At 63.4% G+C, this 25,150-nt stretch carries 15 protein-coding genes; 10 read left to right on the forward strand and 5 right to left on the reverse strand.

The features are described from left to right. Nucleotides 1-3: 3 nt before the first annotated feature. Entirely contained in the window at nt 4-1,404 is a 1,401-nt protein-coding gene (locus BC363_RS27760; protein ID WP_065784530.1) for a VOC family protein, read from the reverse strand. 113 nt (nt 1,405-1,517) lie between these two features. Here BC363_RS27760 and BC363_RS27765 point away from each other — a divergent pair, with 113 nt between their 5' ends. The 6 genes from BC363_RS27765 to BC363_RS27790 all read left to right on the forward strand — a co-directional run bounded on the left by BC363_RS27765 (nt 1,518) and on the right by BC363_RS27790 (nt 14,434). Further along, a complete protein-coding gene (locus BC363_RS27765; RefSeq protein ID WP_025425244.1) occupies nt 1,518-2,411 on the forward strand; it encodes a LysR family transcriptional regulator in 894 nt (297 codons plus the stop codon). A gap of 370 nt (nt 2,412-2,781) precedes the next feature. Continuing rightward, on the forward strand, nt 2,782-11,397 hold the full coding sequence (gene ndvB, locus BC363_RS27770) for a cyclic beta-(1,2)-glucan synthase (protein WP_065784529.1): 8,616 nt from the start codon (nt 2,782-2,784) through the stop codon (nt 11,395-11,397). Nucleotides 11,398-11,609: 212 nt separating this feature from the next. Next, complete coding sequence (opgC, locus tag BC363_RS27775; RefSeq protein WP_065784527.1) at nt 11,610-12,767, forward strand: OpgC domain-containing protein; 1,158 nt, start codon at nt 11,610-11,612, stop codon at nt 12,765-12,767. A gap of 176 nt (nt 12,768-12,943) precedes the next feature. Beyond that, complete coding sequence (locus tag BC363_RS27780) at nt 12,944-13,525, forward strand: TetR/AcrR family transcriptional regulator (protein WP_065784526.1); 582 nt, start codon at nt 12,944-12,946, stop codon at nt 13,523-13,525. A 13-nt stretch (nt 13,526-13,538) separates the two neighbouring features. Beyond that, complete coding sequence (locus tag BC363_RS27785; protein ID WP_065784524.1) at nt 13,539-13,832, forward strand: YciI family protein; 294 nt, start codon at nt 13,539-13,541, stop codon at nt 13,830-13,832. After that, nucleotides 13,829-14,434, forward strand: coding sequence for a DNA-3-methyladenine glycosylase I (locus tag BC363_RS27790; RefSeq protein ID WP_065784522.1), 606 nt, complete (start codon nt 13,829-13,831; stop codon nt 14,432-14,434). The genes BC363_RS27785 and BC363_RS27790 overlap by 4 nt, the downstream gene beginning before the upstream one ends. Nucleotides 14,435-14,519: 85 nt before the next feature. Here BC363_RS27790 and BC363_RS27795 read toward each other — a convergent pair whose 3' ends face one another. Beyond that, complete coding sequence (locus BC363_RS27795; protein ID WP_065784521.1) at nt 14,520-16,277, reverse strand: glucan ABC transporter ATP-binding protein/ permease; 1,758 nt, start codon at nt 16,275-16,277, stop codon at nt 14,520-14,522. Between the two features lie 388 nt (nt 16,278-16,665). Here BC363_RS27795 and BC363_RS27800 point away from each other — a divergent pair, with 388 nt between their 5' ends. Continuing rightward, nucleotides 16,666-17,406 (forward strand): autoinducer binding domain-containing protein, encoded by a 741-nt coding sequence (locus BC363_RS27800; RefSeq protein ID WP_053251687.1) that lies wholly within the window; start codon nt 16,666-16,668, stop codon nt 17,404-17,406. 116 nt (nt 17,407-17,522) lie between these two features. Beyond that, a complete protein-coding gene (gene pyc, locus BC363_RS27805) occupies nt 17,523-20,981 on the forward strand; it encodes a pyruvate carboxylase (protein WP_065784518.1) in 3,459 nt (1,152 codons plus the stop codon). 287 nt (nt 20,982-21,268) lie between these two features. Here the strand turns inward: pyc and BC363_RS27810 are convergent, their stop codons facing one another. From BC363_RS27810 to BC363_RS27820, 3 genes are all read right to left on the reverse strand, one after another. Further along, nucleotides 21,269-22,030: an amino acid ABC transporter ATP-binding protein gene (locus tag BC363_RS27810; protein WP_065784515.1), complete on the reverse strand. Its 762-nt coding sequence runs from the start codon at nt 22,028-22,030 to the stop codon at nt 21,269-21,271. Then, nucleotides 22,027-22,707, reverse strand: coding sequence for an amino acid ABC transporter permease (locus BC363_RS27815; RefSeq protein ID WP_065793348.1), 681 nt, complete (start codon nt 22,705-22,707; stop codon nt 22,027-22,029). Before BC363_RS27815 ends, BC363_RS27810 begins: the two co-directional genes overlap by 4 nt. A gap of 210 nt (nt 22,708-22,917) precedes the next feature. Then, nucleotides 22,918-23,691: an amino acid ABC transporter substrate-binding protein gene (locus BC363_RS27820; protein WP_065784511.1), complete on the reverse strand. Its 774-nt coding sequence runs from the start codon at nt 23,689-23,691 to the stop codon at nt 22,918-22,920. Between the two features lie 273 nt (nt 23,692-23,964). On the opposite strand from BC363_RS27820, the gene BC363_RS27825 reads away from it, so the two are divergent. After that, nucleotides 23,965-24,747: a DeoR/GlpR family DNA-binding transcription regulator gene (locus BC363_RS27825; protein ID WP_065784509.1), complete on the forward strand. Its 783-nt coding sequence runs from the start codon at nt 23,965-23,967 to the stop codon at nt 24,745-24,747. Continuing rightward, entirely contained in the window at nt 24,744-25,130 is a 387-nt protein-coding gene (locus BC363_RS27830; RefSeq protein ID WP_065784501.1) for a VOC family protein, read from the forward strand. The genes BC363_RS27825 and BC363_RS27830 overlap by 4 nt, the downstream gene beginning before the upstream one ends. Nucleotides 25,131-25,150 lie beyond the last annotated feature (20 nt).

The raw sequence follows: 25,150 nt of genomic DNA on the forward strand, positions 1-25,150 counted from the left end.
GTATCATTCCGCAGCGATGGCTGCGGTCAAGACCCGCACGCAGCTTTCGATCGATGCCTCTTCGATGCCGGCATAGTGATCGAACTCGTTGAGCACGGTGGCGCCGAGGTCGATCTCGAAACGCTTCTGGTTCGGGCTCGCGACAAAATCCTGATGGGCGCCGTCGCCGAGGTTGGACTGGAAGATACCTGCGGCACTGACCGGCAGGAAGTCTTCGTAGACGATGGCATCGAACTGCACGAGGCCGTCGGCGATCAGCGCGTTGATATCGCGGCGGTCGGAAATCCTGGTCTTCAAGCCCTTGTCGGTCAGCGAATAGCTGAAATAGCCGAGGCCGGCTTCACGGATGCCTGCCCAGGTATCAGGGAAGCTTTCGAAGGCTTTGGCAAGGGCTGCCTCATAGTCGCGGGCATTGGAGCCGTCGGCTGCCGGGCGCACGATCTTGCGCGAGGCTTCCAGAAGCTCATCGTAGAGCGCGCGGCCCTTGGGGGTGAGCGCAATGCCGCGCTGCTCGATCTCGCCGAAGCGGGCGGTGTGCGAGCCGGCCTTCCAGTCGCCATCGCCGTCGCGGAAGGACACGGCTTCTTCCAGCGCCTTGAACGAGGTCTGGCGAAGCAGGATCGGGCATTTGCGGGTCGGCGGTCCCTCGACGACGGCCTTCGGCGCGATGCCGTATTCGGGCATCAGGCTCTGGACCCGGTCGATATCCAGCGTGCGCGGCGTCAAATGGTTGATATGCGGCCCCTTGAACGACACGACGTCGGCGATCAGCCGGTGGGCGTCATGCAGGCGCTTGTACATGTCGGCGCTGACATTGGCCTTGTCGTGCCAGCGGAAGGTTTCCAACACCTCGGAGACGAAGCGTTCGGCATCGGTCTTGTCGAGGCCGCCGTCGCGTTCGGCTTTCTCAGCCAACTCGACAGCGACGGGCGTAAAGATCCGGCGCTCGGAAAGGATGGCTTCGGACTCGGCGCGCAGGCTTTCGTCGGCGATCAGGTCCAGGCGCAGAAGCGAGGTGAACACCCGGAAAGGGTTGCGCTTCAGAGCCGTTTCGCCAACGGGGCGGAAGGCTGTCGAGTGTACCGGTACGCCGGCGGTCGAAAGATCGTAGTAGCCGACGGGATACATGCCCATGACGGCAAAGACGCGGCGCATCATCGCGAGTTCGGCAGGCGTGCCGAGACGGATCGCGCCGTGGCGCTCCTCGGAAATGCGGTCGAGCGAATCCGTCGCGTCGAGGCGCTCTCTGAGCGCCGGGTCGGCATCGAGCGTATCGTCGTTGACCTTGGCGACCAGTTCCATCAGCGTGCCGTAGGCTGGCACTTCCTCGCGGTACATGACCGACATGGCTGCGGAAAAAGCCGAACGGATATCATCGGCGGATACGAAACTATTCTCTTTCACTGGGGCTCGCCTCGCGCTATGGGTGAAGGACAAGGTCATTCTCATTTCGGATCATATCCGAGGGCGGCGGCCATTGATCGCGCTGCTTGTGACTATGTTGATGCGAGGCTGGAATGAAGTTAAGCCGCAGACTGGTTCCTGACGTTACGACGCTGCAGGCTTTCGAATGTGCGGCGCGGCACGGCAGCTTCACGCAGGCGGCCGCCGAACTCAATCTGACCCAGAGTGCCGTCAGCCGCCAGATCAAGGATCTGGAGAACCAGCTCGGCGTGCTCCTGTTCGAGCGGGTGCGCCAGCGCGTCATTCTCTCGGAAGCCGGGCAGAAGTTCCTGCCCGAGGTTCGCCGCCTGCTCAACCAGACCGAAGAGCTGATGGTGCGGGCGATGGCCTCGGCGCGCGCCGACTCGACACTGTCGATCGCGTCGCTGCCGACCTTCGGCAGTCGCTGGCTGGTGCCGCGCCTGCCTGATTTTCTTCGCCAGCACCCCGACACGGTGGTCAACATCGCGTCGCGGTCGGCACCCTTCGATTTCGACGAGCAGAATTTCGACATCGCCATCCACTACGGCCAGCCGGTGTGGGCGCATGCGACCTGCAGCTATCTCTGCAGCGAGATCATCGTGCCGGCGGCAAGCCCGACCCTGCTTGCGGCCAACCCGGTTGCGACGCTGGAGGATATCGTCGGCGGTCCGCTACTGCACCTGGCGACGCGGCCCAAGCTCTGGGCGCAATGGTTCGAGGCCAACGGCATGGACGGCCGGGGCGCCTATCGCGGCAATCGCTTCGATCAGTTCTCGATGGTGATCGAAGCGGCGACCGCCGGTCTCGGTTTCGCCTTGCTGCCCCGCTATCTGATCGAGCAGGAGCTGGCAGCGGGAACATTGCGCATCGTTCTCGACCGGCCGATGCAAACGGAGAACAGTTATTATCTCGCGGTTCCGGAAGGCAAACTCGAAAACCCGATCAGTCTCGCCTTCCGCGAATGGATCACCGAACAGGTCGGCTAGGTTCCCGTCCCTCGAACATGTTTCGACCGATGGCAGGAACCTTCTTCACGCGCTTAGCGTTTCGCGACGGACTGTTACCCAGAGATGCGCCGGGAAGGGGCAAAATTGATACATAGATTTGAGGGTGCCATCGGCGGGCGCGGACTATTGCGTTTTCGCCCGATGAGAGTGTGCGCAATTCGTTCAAACTTGCGCCGCCGATCCTTGCAAGCTGTTGGCACCACGGCTAAAAAATGCCACTTTCATGCATCACGCGGCCTTGAAAACCAATGCGCCGCCGGCTTTGCTTTCTCCGATGCCCAGTTCAAGGGCGGTGCCAGTTTCCGCCAGTTTCCGGTTTGCCGGAAAATGACGGCGGATGGGAGGACACATGACCGTGTCTAGCAACGCGCCGGCCAAGCCTGGAACCTCAGGACCGCAGCCAACCCGGCAGAACAACGAGAGCCGGGCCGATCAACCCCGGTTGGATTCAGAACCAGCACCCATGCCCCTTCATAACACGCCGTCCTCCTCTTCTCGCGAACCGGAAGCGAAACAGATCGATTACAACGATTCGATCCGCTCGACCTTTTTCTCGATGGAGGATCTGCGGCAATGCGGCGAGGCCCTTGCGCTCAAGGGCGCCCCGTCCCTGCCGGGCTTCTTCCCGTTCGAGTTCCGTCCGCGCCATCGCGAGAATGAAAACGAAATCCTGAGGGTGTATCGGGCGACGGCGGCTGACGTCGAAGCGGGGGCGCAGATCACGCCGGCCGCCGAATGGCTGCTCGACAACCACCACGTGGTCGAGGAAGCGATCCAGGAAGTTCGTCGCGACTTCCCGCGCAAGTTCTATCGCCAGCTGCCGACGCTGTCGGTTTCCGGAACCGTCATTCCGCGCACGATGGCGCTCGCCTGGCTCTATGTCGCCCATACGCACAGCACCGTCTCGCGGGAAAGCATCACCGCGATGGTCGAGGGCTTTCAGAAGCACGACACGTTCAAGATCGGTGAATTGTGGGCGCTGCCGTCGATCCTGCGTTTCGTCCTGATCGAGAACCTGCGGCGCATCGCCATCCGCGTCGAGCGTTCGCGCGGCATGCGCCGCAAGGCCAACGACCTTGCCGACCAGATCATTCGTCACAACGATCCGGAGAAGTGCCGGGCGCTGCTGACCGACTCCGAGGCGCTTGCCGCCGACAATACCTTCGTTGCCCAGCTGCTCTACCGCATGCGTGACGGCTCGCAGACCTCCGGCTCCGTGATCGCCTGGATCGAGGAACAGCTCGAGAAGCGCGGCAGCGACGTCGAGGATGCGCTGGTCGCCGAGCAGAACCGCCTGTCGTCTGGCAATGCGACGATGAGCAACATCATCCGCAGTCTGCGCGAGATCGACGACACCGACTGGGCCGTCTGGTTCGAAAGCGTCAGCAAGATCGATGCGGCGCTGCGCGACGGCTCCGATTATGCCGCGCTCGAATTCGGCTCGCGCAACAAGTATCGCGATACGATCGAAAAGCTGGCGCGCCGCTCCGGCCACAGCGAATATGAAGTCACCCAGATCGCCATCGAGATGGTGAAGGAAGCGGAGGCGGCGGCCGCCGTCGAACCGCAGCTTCAGGAGCCGAACGTCGGCTCCTTCCTCGTCGGCAAGCAGCGCAAGGCGCTCGAGCAGAAGATCGGCTACCGGCCGTCGGTGCTGCAGAGCATCATCCGCCTTAGCCGCAAGCTCGACTGGTTCGCCATCGCCGGACCGAACATTCTGCTGACCATCCTGGCGATGATCGCCGTCTATGCCTTCGTCAGCCCGATGGATATTCCGAACGGCGCGAAGCTGATCATGCTGCTGCTGTTTGCGCTGCCGGCGTCCGAAGGCGCGATGGGACTGTTCAACACCCTCGTCACGCTGTTCGTCAGACCGTCGCGCCTGGTTGGCTACGAGTTCCTCGACGGCGTTCCGGAATATGCCCGCACGCTCGTCGTCGTGCCCTGCCTGATCTCCAAGCGCGACCATGTCGACGAGCTGGTGCGCAATCTCGAAGTTCACTACCTCGCCAATCCGCGCGGCGAGATCTATTTCGCGCTGCTCAGCGACTGGGTCGACAGCAAGACCGAGGAAACCTCGGCCGACACCGACGTCCTCGACTATGCCCGGCGCGAGGTCGCCGAGCTTTCGGCGCGGTATGCCTATGACGGCAAGACACGCTTCTTCCTCCTGCACCGTCGCCGTCTCTTCAACGAGGCGGAAGGCGTGTGGATGGGCTGGGAGCGCAAGCGCGGCAAGCTGCATGAGCTGAACCTGCTGCTGCGCGGCGATCGCGACACCTCGTTCCTCCAGGGCGCCAACACCGTGCCGGAGAACGTCCAGTACGTCATGACGCTCGACGCCGACACGCGCCTGATGCGCGATGCGGTGACGAAGCTGGTCGGCAAGATGTCCCACCCGATCAACCGCCCGATCGTCGATCCGGAGACGCAGAAGGTGATTGCCGGTTACAGCCTGCTGCAGCCGCGCGTGACGCCGTCGCTGACCACCGGAAGCGAGGCTTCGGCGTTCCAACGCATCTTCTCGGCCAATCGCGGCATCGACCCCTATGTCTTTACCGTGTCGGACGTCTACCAGGACATCGCCGGCGAAGGCAGCTTCACCGGCAAGGGCCTCTACCACGTTGACGCCTTCGAGGCGGCGCTCAAGGGCCGGATCGAGGAAAACGCCGTTCTCAGCCACGACCTGCTCGAAGGCTCCTATGTGCGCTGTGCGCTGGTAACGGACGTCGAACTCGTCGAGGATTTCCCGACCCGCTACGAAGTCGAGATGTCGCGCCAGCATCGCTGGGCCCGCGGCGACTGGCAGCTGCTGCCTTACATCTTCAATCCGTCGAACGGCTTGTCGATGCTCGGCCGCTGGAAGATGTACGACAACTTGCGCCGCTCGCTGATCCCCTGTGCCTGGCTCGTCGCCTCGGTCATGGGCTGGTATTACATGCAGCCGACGGAAGCGCTGATCTGGCAGATCGTGCTGATCTTCAGCTTGTTCGTCGCGCCGACGCTGTCGCTGATCAATGGCCTCTTACCACGCCGCAACGACATCGTCGCGCGCGCCCACCTCCATGCGGTGCTGACCGAAGTTCGCGCCGCCAACGCCCAGGTCGCGCTTCGCATCGTCTTCATCGCCCATGGCGCGGCGATGATGGGCGACGCGATCGTGCGCTCGCTCTACCGCACCTTCGTCAGCCGCAAGCTGATGCTGGAATGGCGCACCGCCGCCCAGGTGCAAAGTGCTGGCCATGGAAGCATCGGCGACTACTACCGGGCGATGTGGATCGCGCCAGCGCTGTCTGTGCTGTCACTGGCGCTCGCTGCGGTTTCCGATACCGGCCTGCCCTTCATCGGCATTCCCTTCGCCCTGCTCTGGGCGCTTTCTCCGGCAGTGGCGTGGTTCGTCAGCCAATCGGCCGAAACCGAGGACCAGTTGGTCGTCTCCGACGAGGCGATCGGGGAAATGCGTCTGATCGCGCGGCGCACCTGGCGTTATTTCGAGACCTTCGTGACCGCCGAGCAGAATTTCCTGCCGCCGGACAACTTCCAGGAAACGCCGCAGCCGGTGCTTGCCGAGCGCACGTCGCCGACCAATATCGGCGTCTACCTTCTCTCGGTGATGTCGGCACGCGACTTCGGCTGGATCGGCTTCGAGGAGACGATCACGCGCCTGGAACAGACGATCGCCACCATCGACCGGATGCCGAAATATCGCGGCCACCTGTTCAACTGGTATCGCACCAATACGCTCGAAACGATGGAGCCGCGCTACATCTCGTCGGTCGACAGCGGCAACCTTGCCGGTCACCTGATCGCGGTGTCGTCCATGTGTCGGGAATGGGCGGAAGCCCCATCCGCGCACGTCCAGGGCAGCCTCGACGGCATCGGCGACGTGGTTGCCATCCTTGCCGAGGTGCTGAAGGACCTGCCTGACGACCGCAAGACCGTTCGCCCGCTGCGCCGCCTGATCGAGGAGCGCATCGTCGGCTTCCAGAACGCGCTGGCAGCCGTCAAGCGCGAGCATGAGTTCGCATCGATCCGTGTGATCAACCTCGCCGTGCTGGCGCGCGACATGCACAAGCTGACCGTCAATCTCGACCATGAGGTGCGCACGGCCCAGAGCAGCGAAGTGACGAAGTGGGCGAACACGCTCGTCGCCACCTGCGAAGCGCATATTGCCGACGGCGTGTTCGACCTCGGCGCCATCGAAGCGCTGCGCCAGCGGCTGGCGGTGCTGAAGGATCGCGCACGCGACATCGCCTTCTCGATGGATTTCGGCTTCCTGTTCCGGCCGGAGCGTCGGCTGCTTTCGATCGGCTTCCGCGTCAATGCCAACGAACTCGACGAGGCCTGCTACGACCTTCTGGCATCCGAGGCGCGCCTGACGAGCCTGTTCGCCATCGCCAAGGGCGACCTGCCGACCGAGCACTGGTACAAGCTCGGCCGTCCGATCGTGCCGATCGGCGCGCGCGGCGCGTTGATCTCCTGGTCCGGTTCGATGTTCGAATACCTGATGCCGCCGCTGGTCATGCAGGAGCGGCAGGGCGGCATCCTCAACCAGACCAACAATCTGGTGGTCAGGGAGCAGATCAATCATGGCCGCCGTCTCGGCACGCCATGGGGCATCTCCGAAGCGGCCTTCAATGCGCGCGATCATGAACTGACCTACCAGTACACCAACTTCGGTGTGCCGACGCTCGGCCTCAAGCGTGGCCTCGGCCAGAACGCCGTCATCGCGCCCTACGCCTCCATCCTCGCCTGCATGTACGATCCGAAGGCGGCGCTGGCCAATCTCGGTCGCCTGCGCGAAGTCGGTGCGCTCGGTGTCTACGGCTTCCACGATGCCGTCGACTTCACGCCGACGCGCGTGCCCGAGGGGCAGAAATGCGCCGTGGTGCGCAACTACTATGCCCACCACCATGGCATGTCGATCGCCGCGGTCGCCAACGTCGTCTTCACCGGCAAGCTGCGGGAATGGTTCCACGCCGATCCGGTGATCGAAGCGGCCGAACTGCTGCTGCAGGAAAAGGCGCCGCGCGACATTCCGATCATGAATGCCAAGCGCGAGCCGGAATCGCTCGGCAAGGGCCAGGACGACCTGTTGCGTCCGGAAGTTCGTGTTATCGAAAACCCGCTCGCCCAGGACCGCGAAACCGTGTTCCTGTCCAACGGCCATTATGCCGTCATGCTGACGGCAACCGGTGCCGGTTATGCCCGCTGGAACGGACAGTCGGTCACCCGCTGGAAGCCGGACCCGGTCGAGGACCGGACGGGCACATTCATCTTCCTGCGCGACACGACGACGGGCGACTGGTGGTCGGCCACCGCCGAGCCGCGGCGTGCCGTCGGCGAGAAGGTGCTGACGCGGTTCGGCGACGACAAGGCCGAGTTCGTCAAGACCGTCGGCGACCTCACCAGCGAGGTGGAGTGCATCGTTGCCACCGAGCACGATGCCGAAGGCCGCCGCGTCATCCTGCTCAACACGGGAACGCAGGATCGCTTCATCGAAGTGACCTCCTACGCCGAACCGGTGCTTTCGACCGACGAGGCCGACAGCGCGCATCCCGCCTTCTCCAAGATGTTCGTGCGCACGGAAATCAGTCGGCGCGGCGATGTCATCCATGTCAGCCGCAACAAGCGCAGCCCCGGCGATCCGGATATGGAAGTGGCGCATCTCGTCACCGACAATGCCGGCAGCGATCGCCCGACTGAAGCCGAGACCGACCGTCGCCGCTTCATCGGCCCGGGCCGTACCCTTGCGGAGGCTGCCGCCTTCGACACCGACGCGGTGCTTTCGGGAACCGACGGTTTCACGCTCGATCCGATCATGTCGCTGCGCCGTGTCGTGCGGGTTCCGGCCGGAAAGAAGGTCAGCGTCGTTTTCTGGACGATCGCCGCACCGAACCGCGAAGCCGTCGATCGCGCCATCGAGCGCTACAGGCATACGGAAACCTTCAATCACGAGCTGATCCATGCCTGGACGCGCAGCCAGGTGCAGATGCGCCATGTCGGCGTCACTTCGCAGGAGGCCGCAAGCTTCCAGATGCTCGGCCGCTACCTCGTTTACCCCGACATGCACCTGCGTGCCGATACCGCGACGGTTCAGGCGGGGCTGGCGTCGCAGTCGACGCTCTGGCCGCTGGCGATCTCGGGCGACTTCCCGATCTTCTGCCTGCGCATCAACGACGACGGCGACCTCGGTATCGCCCGGGAAGCGCTCAGGGCACAGGAATATCTGCGCGCCCGCGGCATCACCGCCGACCTGGTGATCATCAACGAGCGTGCCTCGTCCTATGCCCAGGACATGCAGCACGCACTCGATTCGATGTGCGAGAACCTGAGGCTTCGCGGCCTCTCTGACGGTCCGCGCCAGCACATCTTCTCGGTGCGCCGCGACCTGATGGAGGCGGAGACCTGGTCGACGCTGCTGTCGGCCTCCCGCGCCGTGTTCCATGCCCGCAACGGCACGATCTCCGATCAGATCGCGCGCGCCAATTCGCTCTATTCGACGCCGCCGGTGAAGGGCAGCGAAAGCAATTTCCCCTTGCTGGCTGCGCCGCAGCAGCCGGCCGACGCTGTCGATGCTCGTATCGTCGGCGACGGTCTCGATTTCTGGAACGGCTACGGCGGCTTTGCCGACGGCGGGCGCGAATATGTCGTGCGCCTGCGCGGCGGCGAGGCGACACCGCAGCCTTGGATCAACGTCATCTCCAACGAACAGTTCGGCTTCCACGTTTCGGCGGAGGGTGCGGCCTTCACCTGGAGCCGCAATTCGCGCGACTACCAGCTGACGCCGTGGGCCAACGATGTGGTCGTCAACCGCCCGGGCGAAGCGATCTTCATCCGCGACTTGGCGAGTGGCGCGGTGCTGACCCCCTACGCGGCCCTGTCGCGCAGCCGGTCGGTCGTCTTCGAGACGCGCCACGGACTTGGTTATTCGACATTCCGCAGCACCCAGGACGATCTCGATATCGAGGCAGCGCACACGGTGCATCGAACCTTGCCGGCCAAGCTGGTCCGCATCTCGATCCGCAACCGCTCCACCGCTGCCCGCCAACTCAAGATCTACGGCTTTGCCGAATGGGTGCTCGGCAACAACCGGGCCCGCATGGCGCCCTTCGTTCTGTCGAAGTGGGACGACGCCGCCGACGCGCTGGTTGCGACCAACCCCTACAGCATCGACTATGCCGGTCGCTCGGCCTTCTTTGCAGTCGAGGGTGGTGTCGGTGTGAGCCACACGGCAAGCCGGCGCGAGTTCCTCGGGCGGATCGGCGGCATTCTCGTGCCGCAGGCCGTTTTGTCAGGGGCCGAGCTTTCCGGCTCTGTCGATGTGGACGGCGACGCCTGCGCGGCGTTGGCGACCGATCTGGTGATCGAGCCTGGTGCCGAAAAGCAGCTGACGTTCATCCTCGGCGATGCCGACAACGACGAACAGATGCGCGCGGTTCTCGGCGAGTTGCGCCAGACTGCGTTCGACACGGTCATGGATGCGGCGAAGACCTTCTGGAGCGAGTTCACCGATATCGTAAAGGTGGAAACGCCGGATGCCGCCTTCAACACCATGATCAACAACTGGCTGCCCTATCAGAGCCTCGGTTGCCGGATCATGGCACGCTCGGCTTTCTACCAGGCGAGCGGCGCCTTCGGCTTCCGCGACCAGCTGCAGGACACGCTGGCGTTCCTCATCCATCGGCCGGAACTGGCGCGGGCGCAGATCCTCAACGCGGCCGCACGGCAGTTCGTCGAAGGGGACGTGCAGCATTGGTGGCTGCCGGGCACCGGCGCCGGTGTCCGCACGATGATCTCGGACGACGTCGTCTGGCTCGCTCATGCCGTCACGCACTATTGCGAGGTCACCGGGTCCGCCGACATTCTCGGCGAGAAGATCGCCTTCATCACCGGCCCGGCACTCGAGGAAGGGCAGCACGACAGCTTCTACAAGCCGGAGATCGCTGACGAGATCGCCGATGTCTACGAGCATTGTGCCCGCGCACTCGATCTGGCGATCAGGCGCAGCGGCGAAAATGGCCTGCCGCTTATTCTCGGTGGCGACTGGAACGACGGCATGAACCGTGTCGGCATTGCCGGACGCGGGACGAGCGTCTGGCTCGGCTGGTTCCTGGCGGGCACGTTGCGCGGCTTCCTGCCCTTTGCCCGCCAGCGCAAGGACAAGGCCCGTGTCAGCCATTGGGAGACGCATCTTGCGGCCTTGAAGACGGTGCTCGATGAAGCGGGCTGGGATGGCGACTATTACCGTCGTGGCTACTACGACGATGGCGCGCCGCTCGGCTCGAGCGAAAGCGACGAATGCCGGATCGATTCGATCGGTCAGTCCTGGAGCGTGCTTTCGGGCGAGGGCGACGAGCAGCGGTCGCGGCACGCGATGGATGCGGTCATGGCCGAACTCGTCGATCCGGATCGACGCATCGTCCGGCTGTTTACGCCGCCGCTCGAAAGAACCAGGCAGGACCCGGGCTACATCAAGGCCTATCCGCCCGGTGTGCGTGAAAACGGCGGGCAATATACCCACGCGGCGACGTGGGTGGCGCTGGCCTTTGCCGAGCAGGGTCGGGCCGAGGAAGCCTGGCGCGTCTTCCAGATGCTCAATCCCGTCTCGCATGCCCTAAGCCGCGAGGGCGCCGACCATTACCGGGTCGAGCCCTATGTGGTGGCCGCCGACATCTATGGCGAAGGCGCGCTGGCCGGACGCGGTGGCTGGACCTGGTACACCGGGTCGGCCGGCTGGCTCTACCGCGCCGGCGTCGAGGGCATTCTCGGCATCCGCAGGCATGGCGAAAAGCTGGTCATCCGGCCGGTGCTGCCGGAGGCCTGGGACGGCTACTCGGCTGAAGTGACGCTGAACGGCACGAAGCATCGCATTTCGGTCAAGCGCGATGCGAAAAGTCGCGAGCCGATCGTCAGCATCAATAATAGTGTCACAAAAAACGCGCATGAAGGCATTTTGCTGTAACTGCCGGTATTGAATGAACGTTGAAACCGGCTTTGCACCCGAACGGGCAAGGCCGGTTTTTTCTTGCAGATCTGCCGGCGGCGCGAACCCTCGAGAGGTTTGCGCATCGATCGACGGCATCGGATATACGCACCCTCCAGGGCCAAGCGAATGTCCGGCGCCCGTTTCAACAGGGGTGGGGCAGGGGCGCCAGATCCCGGATACTAGACCGCATGCTGCAAAAGACATCTGGGGGCGGTTCGATCCCGACGATATCCGCCCGCATGGTTCCCAAGGAGCGCGACACGCGCCTTGACGTGTTGAGGGCGCTCTGCCTTCTGACGATCTTCGTCAATCACGTTCCCGGGCAATATCTCGAATATCTGACCCACAAGAACTACGGCTTCTCGGATTCGGCCGAGGCCTTCGTCTTGATCTCCGGCCTCTCGGTCGGGCTTGCCTATGGCGGCAAGTACGTGCCCCGCGCACGTCTGGCGCTGACGCTGAAGATCTGGCGACGGGCGCTGGCGCTCTATGTCGCCCATATCATGACCAGCATCGTCACTTTGGCGATCTTTGCCGGCGGCGCCCTCTATTTCGGGAGGCAGGACCTGATCGGCGAGATCAACATCCGGCCCTTCGTCGAGCAGACCGAACAGGGTATCGTCGCGATGGTCCTGCTCGGGCACCAGCTCGGTTACAACAACATCCTGTCGATGTATGCGGTGCTGTTCCTGATGCTGCCGGCCATCCTCTGGCTGAACGGCATCAGCAAGAAACTGCTGCTCCTGCTGTCTGCCCTCCTGTGGCTCGTGGCCGGCATCTTCAAGTTCGTGCCGTCGAACTTCCTCGACGAAGGCTATTGGTTCCTCAACCCCTGGTCATGGCAGTTCCTGTTCGTGATCGGCGTGGTCTTCATGACCTTCGTGCGCAAAGGCGGTACGTTGCCGCGATGGCCCTGGCTGGTGGCCCTGTCGGTCGCCTACCTCGCGATCTCCGGTGTCTGGGTGCTGTTTTCCTGGTGGAACATCGACCTCTCCTTCGGCCTTCCGGCCGTGCTGACCGGTTTCGACAAGACCTTCCTGTCGCTGCCGCGGCTGCTCCACGTGCTGGCGATCGCTTACATCATCGCCGTGACGCCTGCCATCAGTGGCCTCGCCAAACTCGATAGCGACCATCCCCTTGCCGTCGTCGGTCGCCATTCCCTGCCGATCTTCATTTTTGGCACGATCCTGGCGATGGCCGGCCAGGTGCTGCTGTTCGTCACCGGGCGAAACCCTGTCATCGGCAGTCTCTTCGTGCTCATCGGCATCGGGCTGCATTTCGCCTATGCCTACTATCTCGAATGGCTGAAGGGCCTGACGGCGGCCAAGCCGATCCGGGCAGCCTGATCGCCCACTGCCGTTCTTGCGATGCTGACGCCTCATGGCGTCGGCCGCGATGTGGAAGGCTTGCGAGGCGGGGCAATGATCCGGCCCCTGCACACATGACCTTTTCGAGAGTCCCCGCGTTGACGCTCTAGGGCAAATGTCCTAATTCTGTTCGGGCCGAACAGGACGTCGAACATATGCCTTCTCCATCCACCCGTAGCCTGATCATCGAAAAGGCGGATGCCCTTTTTTACGAAGGTGGGTTCGAGGTCACGTCCTTTGCCGACATCGCGGCCGCGGTGGGCATCTCGCGCGGGAATTTCTATCATCACTTCAAGACCAAGGACGACATACTCGATGCCGTGATCGTCCGCCGCATGGAGCGCACACGCGCAATGCTCGACGGCTGGCAAGCCGAGGACGTGAGCCCGCGCGCGCGTATCCTGTCCTTCATCCATATGCTGATTGCCAACCGAGCGAAGATCATGGCCTTTGGTTGCCCGGTCGGGACGCTTTGCTCCGAACTCGCCAAACTGGATCATTCCGCGCAGAGCCGAGCGACCGAAATCCTCGGCCTCTTCCGCGACTGGCTCGCCGCACAGTTCCATGCCCTTGGTGCTGACGAGCAGGCGGAAGCGCTGGCGCTGCATCTTCTGGCATGGTCGCAGGGGGTAGCCGTCATGGCGACCGCCTTCCGGGACGAGGCATTCATCCGTAGCGAGGTGGCCGGGATCGAACACTGGCTGGCGAACTTGCCGAACCTTCCCCGATCTACATAAGCACGGAGCGCCGATGTTCGTCACCTTCCTGAAATTCGCGGAAAACCGCGCTGCCGCATCCCAGTTCATGGCGGCGCATAACGATTGGATCGCACAAGGCTTCGCTGATGGCGTGTTCCTCTGCGTCGGCTCCCTTCAGGGCGCCGCTGGAGGCGCGATCCTCGCTCATAAGGAAAGCCGCGCGGCCTATGACGCGCGCATAGCGGCCGACCCGTTCGTCGTGCAGGGCATCGTGACCGCCGAAACCTACGCAGTGGACCCGAAGCGAACCGCGCCGAACCTCGATTTCCTGAAGGTGCCGGCATGAGCGCAAGTGTGCTCGGTCAGGACGGACGTCCGCGCTGCCGCTGGTGCGCCGCTGCGCCCGAGTTTTTCGACTACCACGACAAGGAGTGGGGCTTCCCGGTCGTGGACGACATAGGACTGTTCGAGAAGCTTTGCCTCGAAAGCTTCCAATCGGGCCTGAGCTGGCGCACCATCCTCGCCAAACGCGAGAATTTCCGGGTCGCTTTCGCCGGATTCGATTTCCGCAAAGTGGCGCTGTTCGACGAGGCCGATGTGGCGCGGTTGATGGCGGATACGGGCATTGTTCGTCATCGCGGCAAAATCGAGGCTGTCATCAACAACGCGCGACGTGCCTGTGCGCTGGTCGAGGCTGAAGGCTCGCTTGCGGCATTCGTCTGGAGGTTCGAGCCGGTCGATGACGGGGCGTGGCCGCAAAGCCGCTCAACTTCGCCGGCCTCCGAAGCACTGTCGAAGGAGCTGCGCAAGCGCGGCTGGAAGTTCGTCGGCCCCACGACCGTCTACGCTTTCATGCAGGCAATGGGTCTGGTCAACGACCATGCCGAGGATTGCATCATGCGATCCGAGGTCGATCGGGCGCGCGCGGGTCTGCGTCGTCCTTCGTGATCAACCGAAGAGCAGGCAATAAAAAACAGAAGCCCCGGGGTCACAGATCCCCAGGGCTTTCGTATCATTTGACGCGCCTTGCGGCTCAGGCCGCCGTGTGGCTCATGCGGACGTCGTCATCCGTCAGTATGCCGCTGGCGCGAAGCAGGGCGGCGAAGCGGCCGTTGCTCTGGCTGAGCTCGTTGAAACCGCCCATTTCGACGATCTGGCCCTGATCCATGAAGATCACCAGATCGGCTTCGCGCACCGTCGACAGGCGGTGGGCGATGATGAAGGTGGTGCGGTCCTTGCGCAAGGCGTCGATCGCATCCTTCACCCGCGCCTCGGTCTCGACGTCGAGCGCGCTGGTCGCCTCGTCGAGCACCAGGATCGGTGCGTTCTTGAGGATGGCGCGGGCGATCGCAACGCGCTGGCGCTCGCCGCCCGACAGGCGGTTGCCGCGCTCGCCGACGACGGTGTCGTAGCCGCTGTTGCGGCTCTCGATGAAGTCGCTGGCGGCAGCAGCTTCGGCGGCGGCCATCACTTCGTCGAGCGACGCGTCGTCACGGCCAAGCCGGATGTTGTCGCAGATCGAGCGGTTCATCAGGCCAGCGTCCTGGAAGACGGTGGCGATCGAGCGGCGCAGCGACTTGCGCGTCACCTTGGCGATATCGACGCCGTCGATCAGGATCTGGCCATCACGCGGCTCGTGAACGCGCTGCAGCAGGTTGACGAGCGTGGTCTTGCCGGCGCCGGTCGGGCCGACGATTGCGATCGTCTGGCCGGCCTTGGCGGTGAAGGACACATTGCGCACGCCCTGCGTGGTGTTGGCGAAATCGAAGGACACGTCGCGGAATTCCACTTCGCCCTTGACCGCAGCCAGATCCATCGCGCCGGCCGGCTCTTCGCGTTCGCGCACCGAATCTTCCAGCTGGAAGAAGTCTTCAAGCTTGGCGCGGGCTTCGAAGATCTGCGTGACGAAGGCCTTCATCTGGTCGAGGCGACCGATCAGCAGGTTGGCAAAGCCGATGAAGGCGATGACTTCGCCGACGCCGAGTTCGCCGCGCTGGACGAGCACGGTACCGATGACGAGGATCGTCATCATCGAGATCGTCGAGGCGACGCGGTTGAGCGCGCTTGCCAGCGCCCACCAGTCCAGGACCGGGAACTGAGCGGAGATCAGGCGTTCGGTGAACTTCTTGAGCTCGCGCGTCTCGGCTTCGATGCGGTTGTAGCTGTGAACGACCGACACGTTGCTGATCGCATCGGAAACGTGGGAGAAAACCGTGTGGTAGTGGTTCTCGACCGAGGCCTGACCTTCCTTGGTGCGGTTCATCACCGCCTTGCTGACCAGCACATAGGAGACGCCGAGAACGACGAGCACCAGCGACAGGCGCACATCCATCGCAAACGCCGTCGGGATGAGCAGGGCGAGCGCAACGGCCGTTGCCAGATGCTGGCGCATGAATTCGAGCCAGAGACCGAACAGCGTTTCGCAGGCGCGAAGCAGCGTATGCAGCGCGTTCGAGGTGCCGCGCTGGCTGTGCCAGGAAAGCGGCATCGAAACGATGCGACCGAAGGCTTCCGTCAGAAGCGTGGCGCGGCGGCCATGGGCGAGCCGGTCCGCTTCGCGGGCGACGAGGACGAAGGCGACTGTGTTGAACACACCCAGGCCCGCCCACATCAGCAGCATCGGCGTGACTTCGCCCTTGGAGGAAATGGCGTCTATGATGCGACCAAACAGGATCGGCTCCGCAATCGTGATGACGGCGAGCACGACGTTGGCGAGCACGATCGCCGAGACACGGAACTTGTGAACCGCAAGATACTGAAGCGCTCTTGCATACACTTGGAACAATGACACTGTCTCACCCCTTCTGGGTACCGGATTTTGCGCCGCAACAACATTCGTGCGGCAGATGCGTCACGCCCCGACACACTCCGGCAGACGGGCAACAAGCTCCGTACTGCCGGCCATCAAGGCGGCTCTGGGACGGTCAATAGCGATATCCTAGGGAAATCAGGAGTTTCAGACGGTTTTGACGGCGGAACCCCGTTTGCCCATCGGCGGGCTTGGCGCGGGTATTCATAGTTTGCTATCTTTTCCGTCCAATTCCGATTTCTTGCGATTTTCGCACAAGACCGGGCATGGTATGTCGAATTATCGCGGGTGCAACATGAATGGCCGCTGAACGGTTCATTCATGTCCGGTGTCCGGCCCTCGCACACGTGTTCTACCTGGAAGGTGATCCATGAATATCACGCTGCTTGTGCAATTTCTCGCGCTGATCGAAGAGATGAAGACGCGCGAAGAAATCGTACCGGAATTCGAACGGCTGCTCGATCGCTGCGGCTTCGACTTCTATGGCGTCGTCAGGCAGCCGAAGCCTCACGAGAATCCGCTGAGGCTGCTGCTCGCCGGCCGTTGGCCGGAGGGTTGGCCGCAGATCTACATCCGCAAGAAGTATGTGGTGATCGACCCGACCATTCGCTACCTCGGCCATGCGCAGCGCGGGTTCCGCTGGCGCGACACGCTGTTTGCCTTCCGCTCCGATCCGCATCGCAAACGTATGGAAAGCATGATGATCGAGGGCCGCAACCACGGCCTTCACGATGGTTACATCTTCCCTGTGCACGGCCGCCGCGGCCTGCTCGGCAACCTGACGGTCGGCGGCCGCGTCGTCGATCTGAGCCCGGTCGAGATCAGCCTGTTCGACCAGATTGCCAAGCGTCTGTTCTGGAAGCTGCTGGAACTGACCGATCCGGAGATTTCAGCCGAGCTCGCGTCCCGTGTCGAAGTGCAGATGACGCGCCGCGAAATGGAAGCGCTCAACTATCTCGCCGACGGCATGACCTCGAACGACATCAGCAAGGTGCTCGATATTTCCAGTCACACGGTCGATTGGTACATGAATGGCATCCAGGAGAAACTGAAGGGCAAGAACCGCCATCACGTCGTGGCGATCGCCTTCCGGCTGGGGCTCATTTCCTGATCCCTTTCTGTCGGATTTCCGCTCGACTCTGAAATTGCGCTTCATTCCGCGACCCGCTAATACTTCATTTCGCGGGTGCAGCATTTCCCGCGTTTCAAGTCATTGAGGAGTCCGACTTGCCCATCTCGAAGATCCTTGTTGCCAACCGTTCCGAAATTGCAATCCGCGTGTTCCGCGCGGCCAATGAACTAGGTCTGAAAACGGTCGCGATATGGGCTGAAGAGGACAAACTGGCGCTGCACCGCTTCAAGGCGGACGAAAGTTATCAGGTCGGCCGCGGCCCGCATCTGTCGCGGGACCTCGGCCCGATCGAGAGTTACCTGTCGATCGACGAGGTGATCCGCGTTGCCAAGCTTTCCGGCGCCGATGCCATCCATCCGGGCTACGGCCTGTTGTCGGAAAGCCCGGAATTCGCCGAGGCCTGCGCGGAAAACGGCATCACCTTCATCGGCCCAAAGCCGGAAACCATGCGCCAGCTCGGCAACAAGGTTGCCGCCCGCAACCTGGCGATCTCGATCGGCGTACCGGTCGTGCCGGCGACGGAACCGCTTCCCGACGACATGGCGGAAGTGGCGAAGATGGCCGAGGCGATCGGCTATCCCGTGATGCTGAAGGCCTCCTGGGGCGGCGGCGGGCGCGGCATGCGCGCGATCCGCGACCCGAAGGATCTCGCCCGCGAGGTGACGGAAGCCAAGCGCGAGGCCAAGGCCGCCTTCGGCAAGGACGAGGTCTATCTTGAAAAGCTGGTCGAGCGCGCCCGGCACGTCGAAAGCCAGGTGCTCGGCGATACGCACGGCAACGTCGTGCATCTGTTCGAGCGCGACTGCTCCATACAGCGGCGCAACCAGAAGGTCGTCGAGCGCGCGCCGGCGCCTTACCTCAGCGCCAGCCAGCGCGAAGAGCTTGCCGCCTATTCCAAGCGCATTGCCGAGGCGACGAACTATATCGGCGCCGGCACCGTCGAATATCTGATGGATGCCGACAGCGGCAAATTCTACTTCATCGAGGTCAATCCGCGCATCCAGGTCGAGCACACGGTGACCGAAGTCGTCACCGGCATCGACATCGTCAAGGCGCAGATCCACATCCTCGACGGTTATGCCATCGGCACGCCGGAATCGGGCGTTCCCTCGCAGGAAAACATCCGCCTCAACGGTCACGCGCTGCAGTGCCGTATCACCACGGAAGATCCCGAGCAGAACTTTATTCCGGACTATGGCCGTATCACCGCCTATCGCGGCGCCACCGGCTTCGGCATCCGGCTTGACGGCGGCACGGCCTATTCGGGCGCGGTCATCACCCGCTACTACGATCCGTTGCTGGAAAAGGTGACCGCCTGGGCGCCGAACCCCGACGAGGCGATCCAGCGGATGATCCGCGCGCTGCGCGAATTCCGCATCCGCGGCGTAGCGACCAACCTGACCTTCCTCGAAGCGATCATCAGCCACCCGAAATTCCACGACAACACCTACACCACGCGCTTCATCGACACGACACCGGAGCTGTTCCAGCAGGTGCGCCGTCAGGACCGTGCGACCAAGCTCCTGACCTATCTCGCCGACGTCACCGTCAACGGTCATCCGGAGGCCAAGGGTCGTCCGCGTCCGTCGGACGAGATCGCCGCTCCCGTCGTGCCGTTCATCGGCGGCGACATCAAGCCGGGCACCAAGCAGATGCTCGACCAGCTCGGCCCGAAGAAATTTGCCGAATGGGTGCGGGCGCAGCGCCAAGTGCTCGTCACCGACACGACGATGCGCGACGGCCACCAGTCGCTGCTGGCGACCCGCATGCGCACCTACGATATTGCCCGCGTCGCCGGCACCTATGCCCGGGCGCTGCCCAATCTGTTCTCGCTCGAATGCTGGGGCGGCGCGACCTTCGACGTTTCAATGCGCTTCCTCACCGAGGATCCATGGGACCGGCTAGCACGCATCCGCGAGGACGCGCCGAACCTGCTGCTGCAGATGCTTTTGCGCGGCGCCAACGGCGTCGGTTACAAGAACTACCCCGACAACGTCGTCAAATACTTCGTGCGCCAGGCGGCAAGGGGCGGCATCGACGTCTTCCGCGTGTTCGACTGCCTCAACTGGGTCGACAACATGCGCGTCTCGATGGAGGCGGTCGCCGAGGAGAACAAGATCTGCGAAGCGGCGATCTGCTATACCGGCGATATCCTCAACGCCGCACGGCCGAAATATGATCTCAAATACTACACGGCGCTTGCCGCCGAGCTGGAAAAGGCCGGGGCGCATATCATCGCGGTCAAGGACATGGCCGGCCTGTTGAAGCCGGCGGCGGCGCGCGTGCTGTTCAAGGCGCTGCGGGAGGCGACGGATATGCCGATCCACTTCCACACCCACGACACCTCGGGCATCGCAGCTGCAACCGTGCTGGCGGCCGTCGATGCCGGCGTCGACGTCGTCGATGCGGCGATGGATTCGCTGTCCGGCAACACCTCGCAGCCCTGCCTCGGCTCGATCGTCGAAGCTTTGCGCGGCTCCGAGCGCGATCCGGGTCTTGATCCCGAGTGGATCCGCCGCATCTCGTTCTACTGGGAAGCGGTGCGCCACCAGTATGCCGCCTTCGAAAGCGATCTCAAGGGACCGGCTTCCGAAGTCTACCTGCACGAAATGCCGGGTGGCCAGTTCACCAACCTCAAGGAGCAGGCCCGCTCGCTCGGTCTGGAGACCCGCTGGCACGAAGTGGCGCAGGCCTATGCCGACGCCAACCAGATGTTCGGCGACATCGTCAAGGTGACGCCGTCCTCGAAGGTCGTCGGCGACATGGCGCTGATGATGGTCAGCCAGGATCTGACCGTTGCCGACGTCGAGAACCCGGCCAAGGACATCGCCTTCCCGGAATCGGTCGTGTCGATGCTGAAGGGCGACCTCGGTCAGCCCCCGGGCGGCTGGCCGGAAGGCCTGCAGAAGAAGGCGCTGAAGGGCGAGAAGGCCTATGTGGTGCGCCCGGGCTCGCTGCTTGAAGCCGCCGACCTTAATGCCGAGCGCAAGACGATCGAAGAGAAGCTCGAGCGCGAGGTCAACGATTACGAGTTCGCCTCCTACCTCATGTATCCGAAGGTCTTCACCGACTATGCGCTGGCGGCCGAGACCTATGGGCCCGTCAGCGTCCTGCCGACGCCCGCCTATTTCTACGGCATGGCGCCGGGCGAGGAGCTGTTCGCCGACCTCGAAAAGGGCAAGACGCTCGTCATTCTCAACCAGACCCAGGGCGAGATCGACGAGAAGGGCATGGTCAAGGTGTTCTTCGAACTCAACGGCCAGCCGCGTCCGATCAAGGTTCCCGATCGCAACCGCGGTGCTTCCAGCGCCATCCGCCGCAAGGCGGAGGCCGGCAACGCCACGCAGCTCGGCGCGCCGATGCCGGGCGTGATCTCGACGGTTGCGGTTCACGCGGGCCAGGCGGTCAAGGCCGGCGACGTGCTGCTGTCGATCGAGGCGATGAAGATGGAAACCGCCTTGCATGCGGAGAAGGACGGCACGGTTGCCGAAGTCCTGGTGCGCGCTGGCGACCAAATCGACGCCAAGGACCTGTTGATCGTTTTTGGCGCCTGAGGTTTCAGGTAAGACAAGATAGAAACGGCCGGGCGCGAGTCCGGCCGTTTTCGTGAGTGGACGCGAGGTGCAACTTTCCCTCCGTCATCCTCGGGCTTGACCCGAGGATCCATTCGGGCCGGAGCGAACTTCATCGACAGGGGTTGGCCGCCATCGAAGGCATCTTAGAATAGTGCGAAGGCCCCAACCCTGGGCGTGGATCCTCGGGTCAAGCCCGAGGATGACGAGCGAGAGTAAGAGGGTACGTTGTCCGCCGCCCTTCAACATCCTGACGGGCGATCCGCCGCTTAGATATCGTAGCTGTGCGGGGCGCTCAGCGAGGCGATGAACTTCTTGGTGCGCTCGCGCTCCGGCGTCGAGAAGATCGTTTTCGGGGCACCGCTTTCGACGATCACGCCGCCGTCGAGGAAGACCACCTTGTCGGCGACGCGCGAGGCGAGCCTGAGGTCATGCGTCGCCATCACCATCGTCGTGCCCTCGCGGGCAAGCCGGCCCAGCACTTCGACCACTTCTTCGGCCAGCTCCGGATCGAGCGCCGAGGTCGGCTCGTCGCAGAGAAGGACGCGGGGCGACGGTGCCAGCGCACGGGCGATCGCCACGCGCTGCTGCTGGCCGCCGGAGAGCGTTGCCGGCCAGGCATCGGCCTTGTGGGCCATGCCGACCTTTTCAAGCAGTTCCATGGCGCGCGCCCGCGCCCTGTCGGCCGGCCATTTCAAGACGGTCACGAGCCCTTCCATGACATTGCCGAGTGCGGTCTGGTGCGGGAAAAGCTGAAAATTCTGGAACACCATGCCGGTCTGGCGGCGCAGGCGCTGGATCGCCTGAAAGCCGGTCTTGCGCCCCGGCAGGAAGTCCAGCGTCTCGTCGCCAAGCCGGATCGAGCCTGACGTCGGGATCTCCAGGAGGTTGATGCAGCGCAGCAGCGTGCTCTTGCCGCCGCCGGAAGGGCCGACCAGCGCCGTCACCGTGCCTTCGGCCAGCGTCACGGAGATATCCTTCAGCACGAGATTGTCGCCGAAGCGTTTTTCGATGTGGGAAAGCTCGATCATGTCCGTGCCTCCAGGAAGCCGCCATAGCGGGCGAACCGGCGCTCCAGCCGCACCTGCAGGGCGGAGAGCACGGAGCTCATGGCGAGATAGATCAGTGCCGCCTCGATATAGAGGATCAACGGCTCGTAGGTGGTGGCGACGATGCGCTGGGCCGTCTGGAAGAGCTCCGGAACCGTGATCGCGGCGGCAAGCGAAGTATCCTTCACCAGCGAGATGAAGGTGTTGGACAGTGGCGGCACGGCAACGCGCGCCGCCTGCGGCAGGATCGTGCGCCGCATCGCCTGGCTCCAGCTCATGCCGATCGAATGGGCCGCTTCCCATTGTCCGCGCGGCACCGAGGAGATCACCGCGCGGATGATCTCCGAGGTGTAGGCGCCGACGTTGAGCGTGAAGCCGATCAGCGCGGCCGGGAAGGCGTCGAGCAGGATGCCCATGCTCGGCAGGCCGTAAAAGATCACGAAGAGTTGGACGAGCAGCGGCGTGCCGCGGATGACCCAGACATAGAACCGCGCGACCGCGACGACCGGCGCCGGGCCGAAGAGGCGGGCGATCGCTGTTACCAGGCCAAGCGCCAGGCCGAGAATGAACGAAAGCAGCGTCAGCGGAATGGTGAATGTCAGCCCGGCCCACAGCAGGGACGGCAGCGAATCCAGCATGAGTTGGAGCCAGGTGGGCAAGGGACAGGCCTTTCGAAAAAGCGCGATCCGCTCCGGAGACCGGAACGGATCGCGATTCATACTGCATAATGCCCTAAATCGAAATCGATTTAAGGCAGAGATTATGCAGCAAGTTTAAAGCGTTACAGCGTCCTTTGCGCGTCATGTCTGGCGCGTCGCGCTATAGCGAGAAAGGCCGGGGGAGAAACCGGCCTCGATCTCAGGCGGATGTTACTTCGAGACGTCGGCGCCGAAGTACTTCTGCGAAATCTTCTCGTAGGTACCGTCCGCCTTGATGTCGGCGAGCGCCTTGTTGATGGCGTCGAGAAGTTCCGGCTCGCCCTTGCGGATGATGATGCCGGAATAATCGGCGTCGGCCTGCTCGGCGGCGATCTTCACGTTGGCGTCCGGCTTCTGCTTCTTGAAGTCGAGGAAGGAGAGGCTGTCGTTGATTGTCGCATCGGCGCGGCCGGTCAGAACCAGCTGGATCGACTGGTCGAAGCCGTCGGTGCCGACGAGCTCGGCGCCGGAAGCCTCAGCCAGCTTGCCGAAGTTGCTCGTCAGCGACTGGGCCGACTTCTTGCCCTTGAGGTCGGCAAAGCCCTTGATCTCGGCATCGTCGCCCTTGACGATCAGCACGGCCTTGGAGGCGATATAGGGCTCGGAGAAGTCGTACTTCTTCTTGCGCTCCTCGGTGATGCCGACCTGGTTGATCACCGCGTCGTAACGGTTGGCGTCGAGGCCGGCGATCAGGCCGTCCCACTTGCCTTCCAGGAACTCGGCCTTGACGCCCAGCTTCTTGGCTACTTCCTCGCCGATCTCGACGTCGAAGCCGACGAGCGCGCCTGACTTGTCATGGTAGGTGAAGGGCGCATAGGTGCCTTCGGTGCCGATCTTCAGAACCCCGGCGGATTTGACCTGGTCGAGGTTCTCACCGGCCCCAGCCGGGGCGAAGGCGGAAAGCTGCAGGAGGGCGGCGGCGAAAAGCGTGGGGAGGAGTTTCATCGTGTCTTTCCATCTTTCTCATGTTCCGGCCCGTCGTCCGGACTGAGGGGACAATCGCACAAAAAAATCGTCGCTTGAGCGCATAAAACTCCAATTGCTGAGCGTTTCGATGAAGATTTTTCCCCGGATCGGCAGAATTTTCATCCGGAAGGCGCGCCTGTCGTTAAATCTGGCCCTTTTCGATCAGGGTGCCTGATCGCGGGTTGAAATCGCTTTCAAAATTCGATATGCACATTTTCATCGATTCATGCACGTTTATGCACGATTGGCGAAATGTCCACGGAACTCCTCCTTCGCGAACGAAAGACACGCATCCAGGAGCGGCTGAAGGCCGACGGCCGGGTGCTGGCCGCTGATCTCGCCGCAGAGTTCCGGGTTTCGGAAGATACGATCCGGCGTGATCTGCGCGAGATGGCGGCAGCGGGCCTCTGCGAACGGGTTTATGGCGGCGCGCTGCCGCTCGCGCCGAGTTCGCTGACATTGAGCCAGCGCGTGGCCATGGCGCCGGAGCGTAAGGCAGCGCTTGCGCGCGCCTCGGTCGGCTTCATCGCGCCTGGTAGCACGGTGTTCCTCGATGCCGGCTCGACCAATCTCGCCATCGCCGAGCTTATCGAGCCGGATCTGACGGCCACTATTGTTACCAACACGCCGCTGATCGCTGCCGCCTTGATGGAGAAGCCGGGCATCGACCTGATCCTTGTCGGCGGCCCGGTCAATCGCGCCGTCGGCGCCGCAGTCGGCGCGCGGGCGCAGCGGGATATCGAGCAACTGCGCCCCGACCTCTGCATCCTCGGCACCTGTGGTGCCGATGCCGATGCCGGCCTGACGGCGATCTATTTCGAGGACGCCGAGTTCAAGCGGCTGATTGCCTCGCGCAGCCGCGCCCTGCTTGTCGCTGTCACCAACGACAAGCTCGGCACGGCCGCATCCCATGCGATCGTCGGCATCGACGAGGTGACGACGCTGGTGCTGGAGGCCGACGCGCCGGCGCATCACGTCGCCGCCTTCGAGGCGTCGGGGACGACCGTCGTCATGGCTGGAGGAAGCGAGCGATGAGCATCGCGCATGTGGCCCTTTGGACCAGGGATCTGGAGGCGGTTGCATCCTTCTGGTCGAATTTTTTCGGCGCCAGCATCGGCGACGTCTATGAGAGCCGGCGCCGTCGGGGGTTTCGCTCCCGCTTTCTGACCCTTGGCGACGGGCCGGCCATCGAAATCATGGAGGGGCCTTGGGTGGCTCCGGCCGACCCGGAAGGCGTCGAGCGCACGGGCCTGGCGCATGTCGCCCTGTCGCTCGGCAGCGAAGCGGCGGTCGACGCCATGGCGGCCCGGGCCGAGGCGGAGGGCATTCTGGTATCGCCAGCGCGGTGGACGGGCGACGGCTTCTATGAGGCGGTGCTTCGCGACCCCGACGGCAATCTGATCGAAATCACAATTTGAGCCGGCGGCTTCCGGCATAG

The sequence above is a fragment of the Ensifer sp. LC384 genome (assembly GCF_001695865.1).
Taxonomy (GTDB): domain Bacteria; phylum Pseudomonadota; class Alphaproteobacteria; order Rhizobiales; family Rhizobiaceae; genus Ensifer.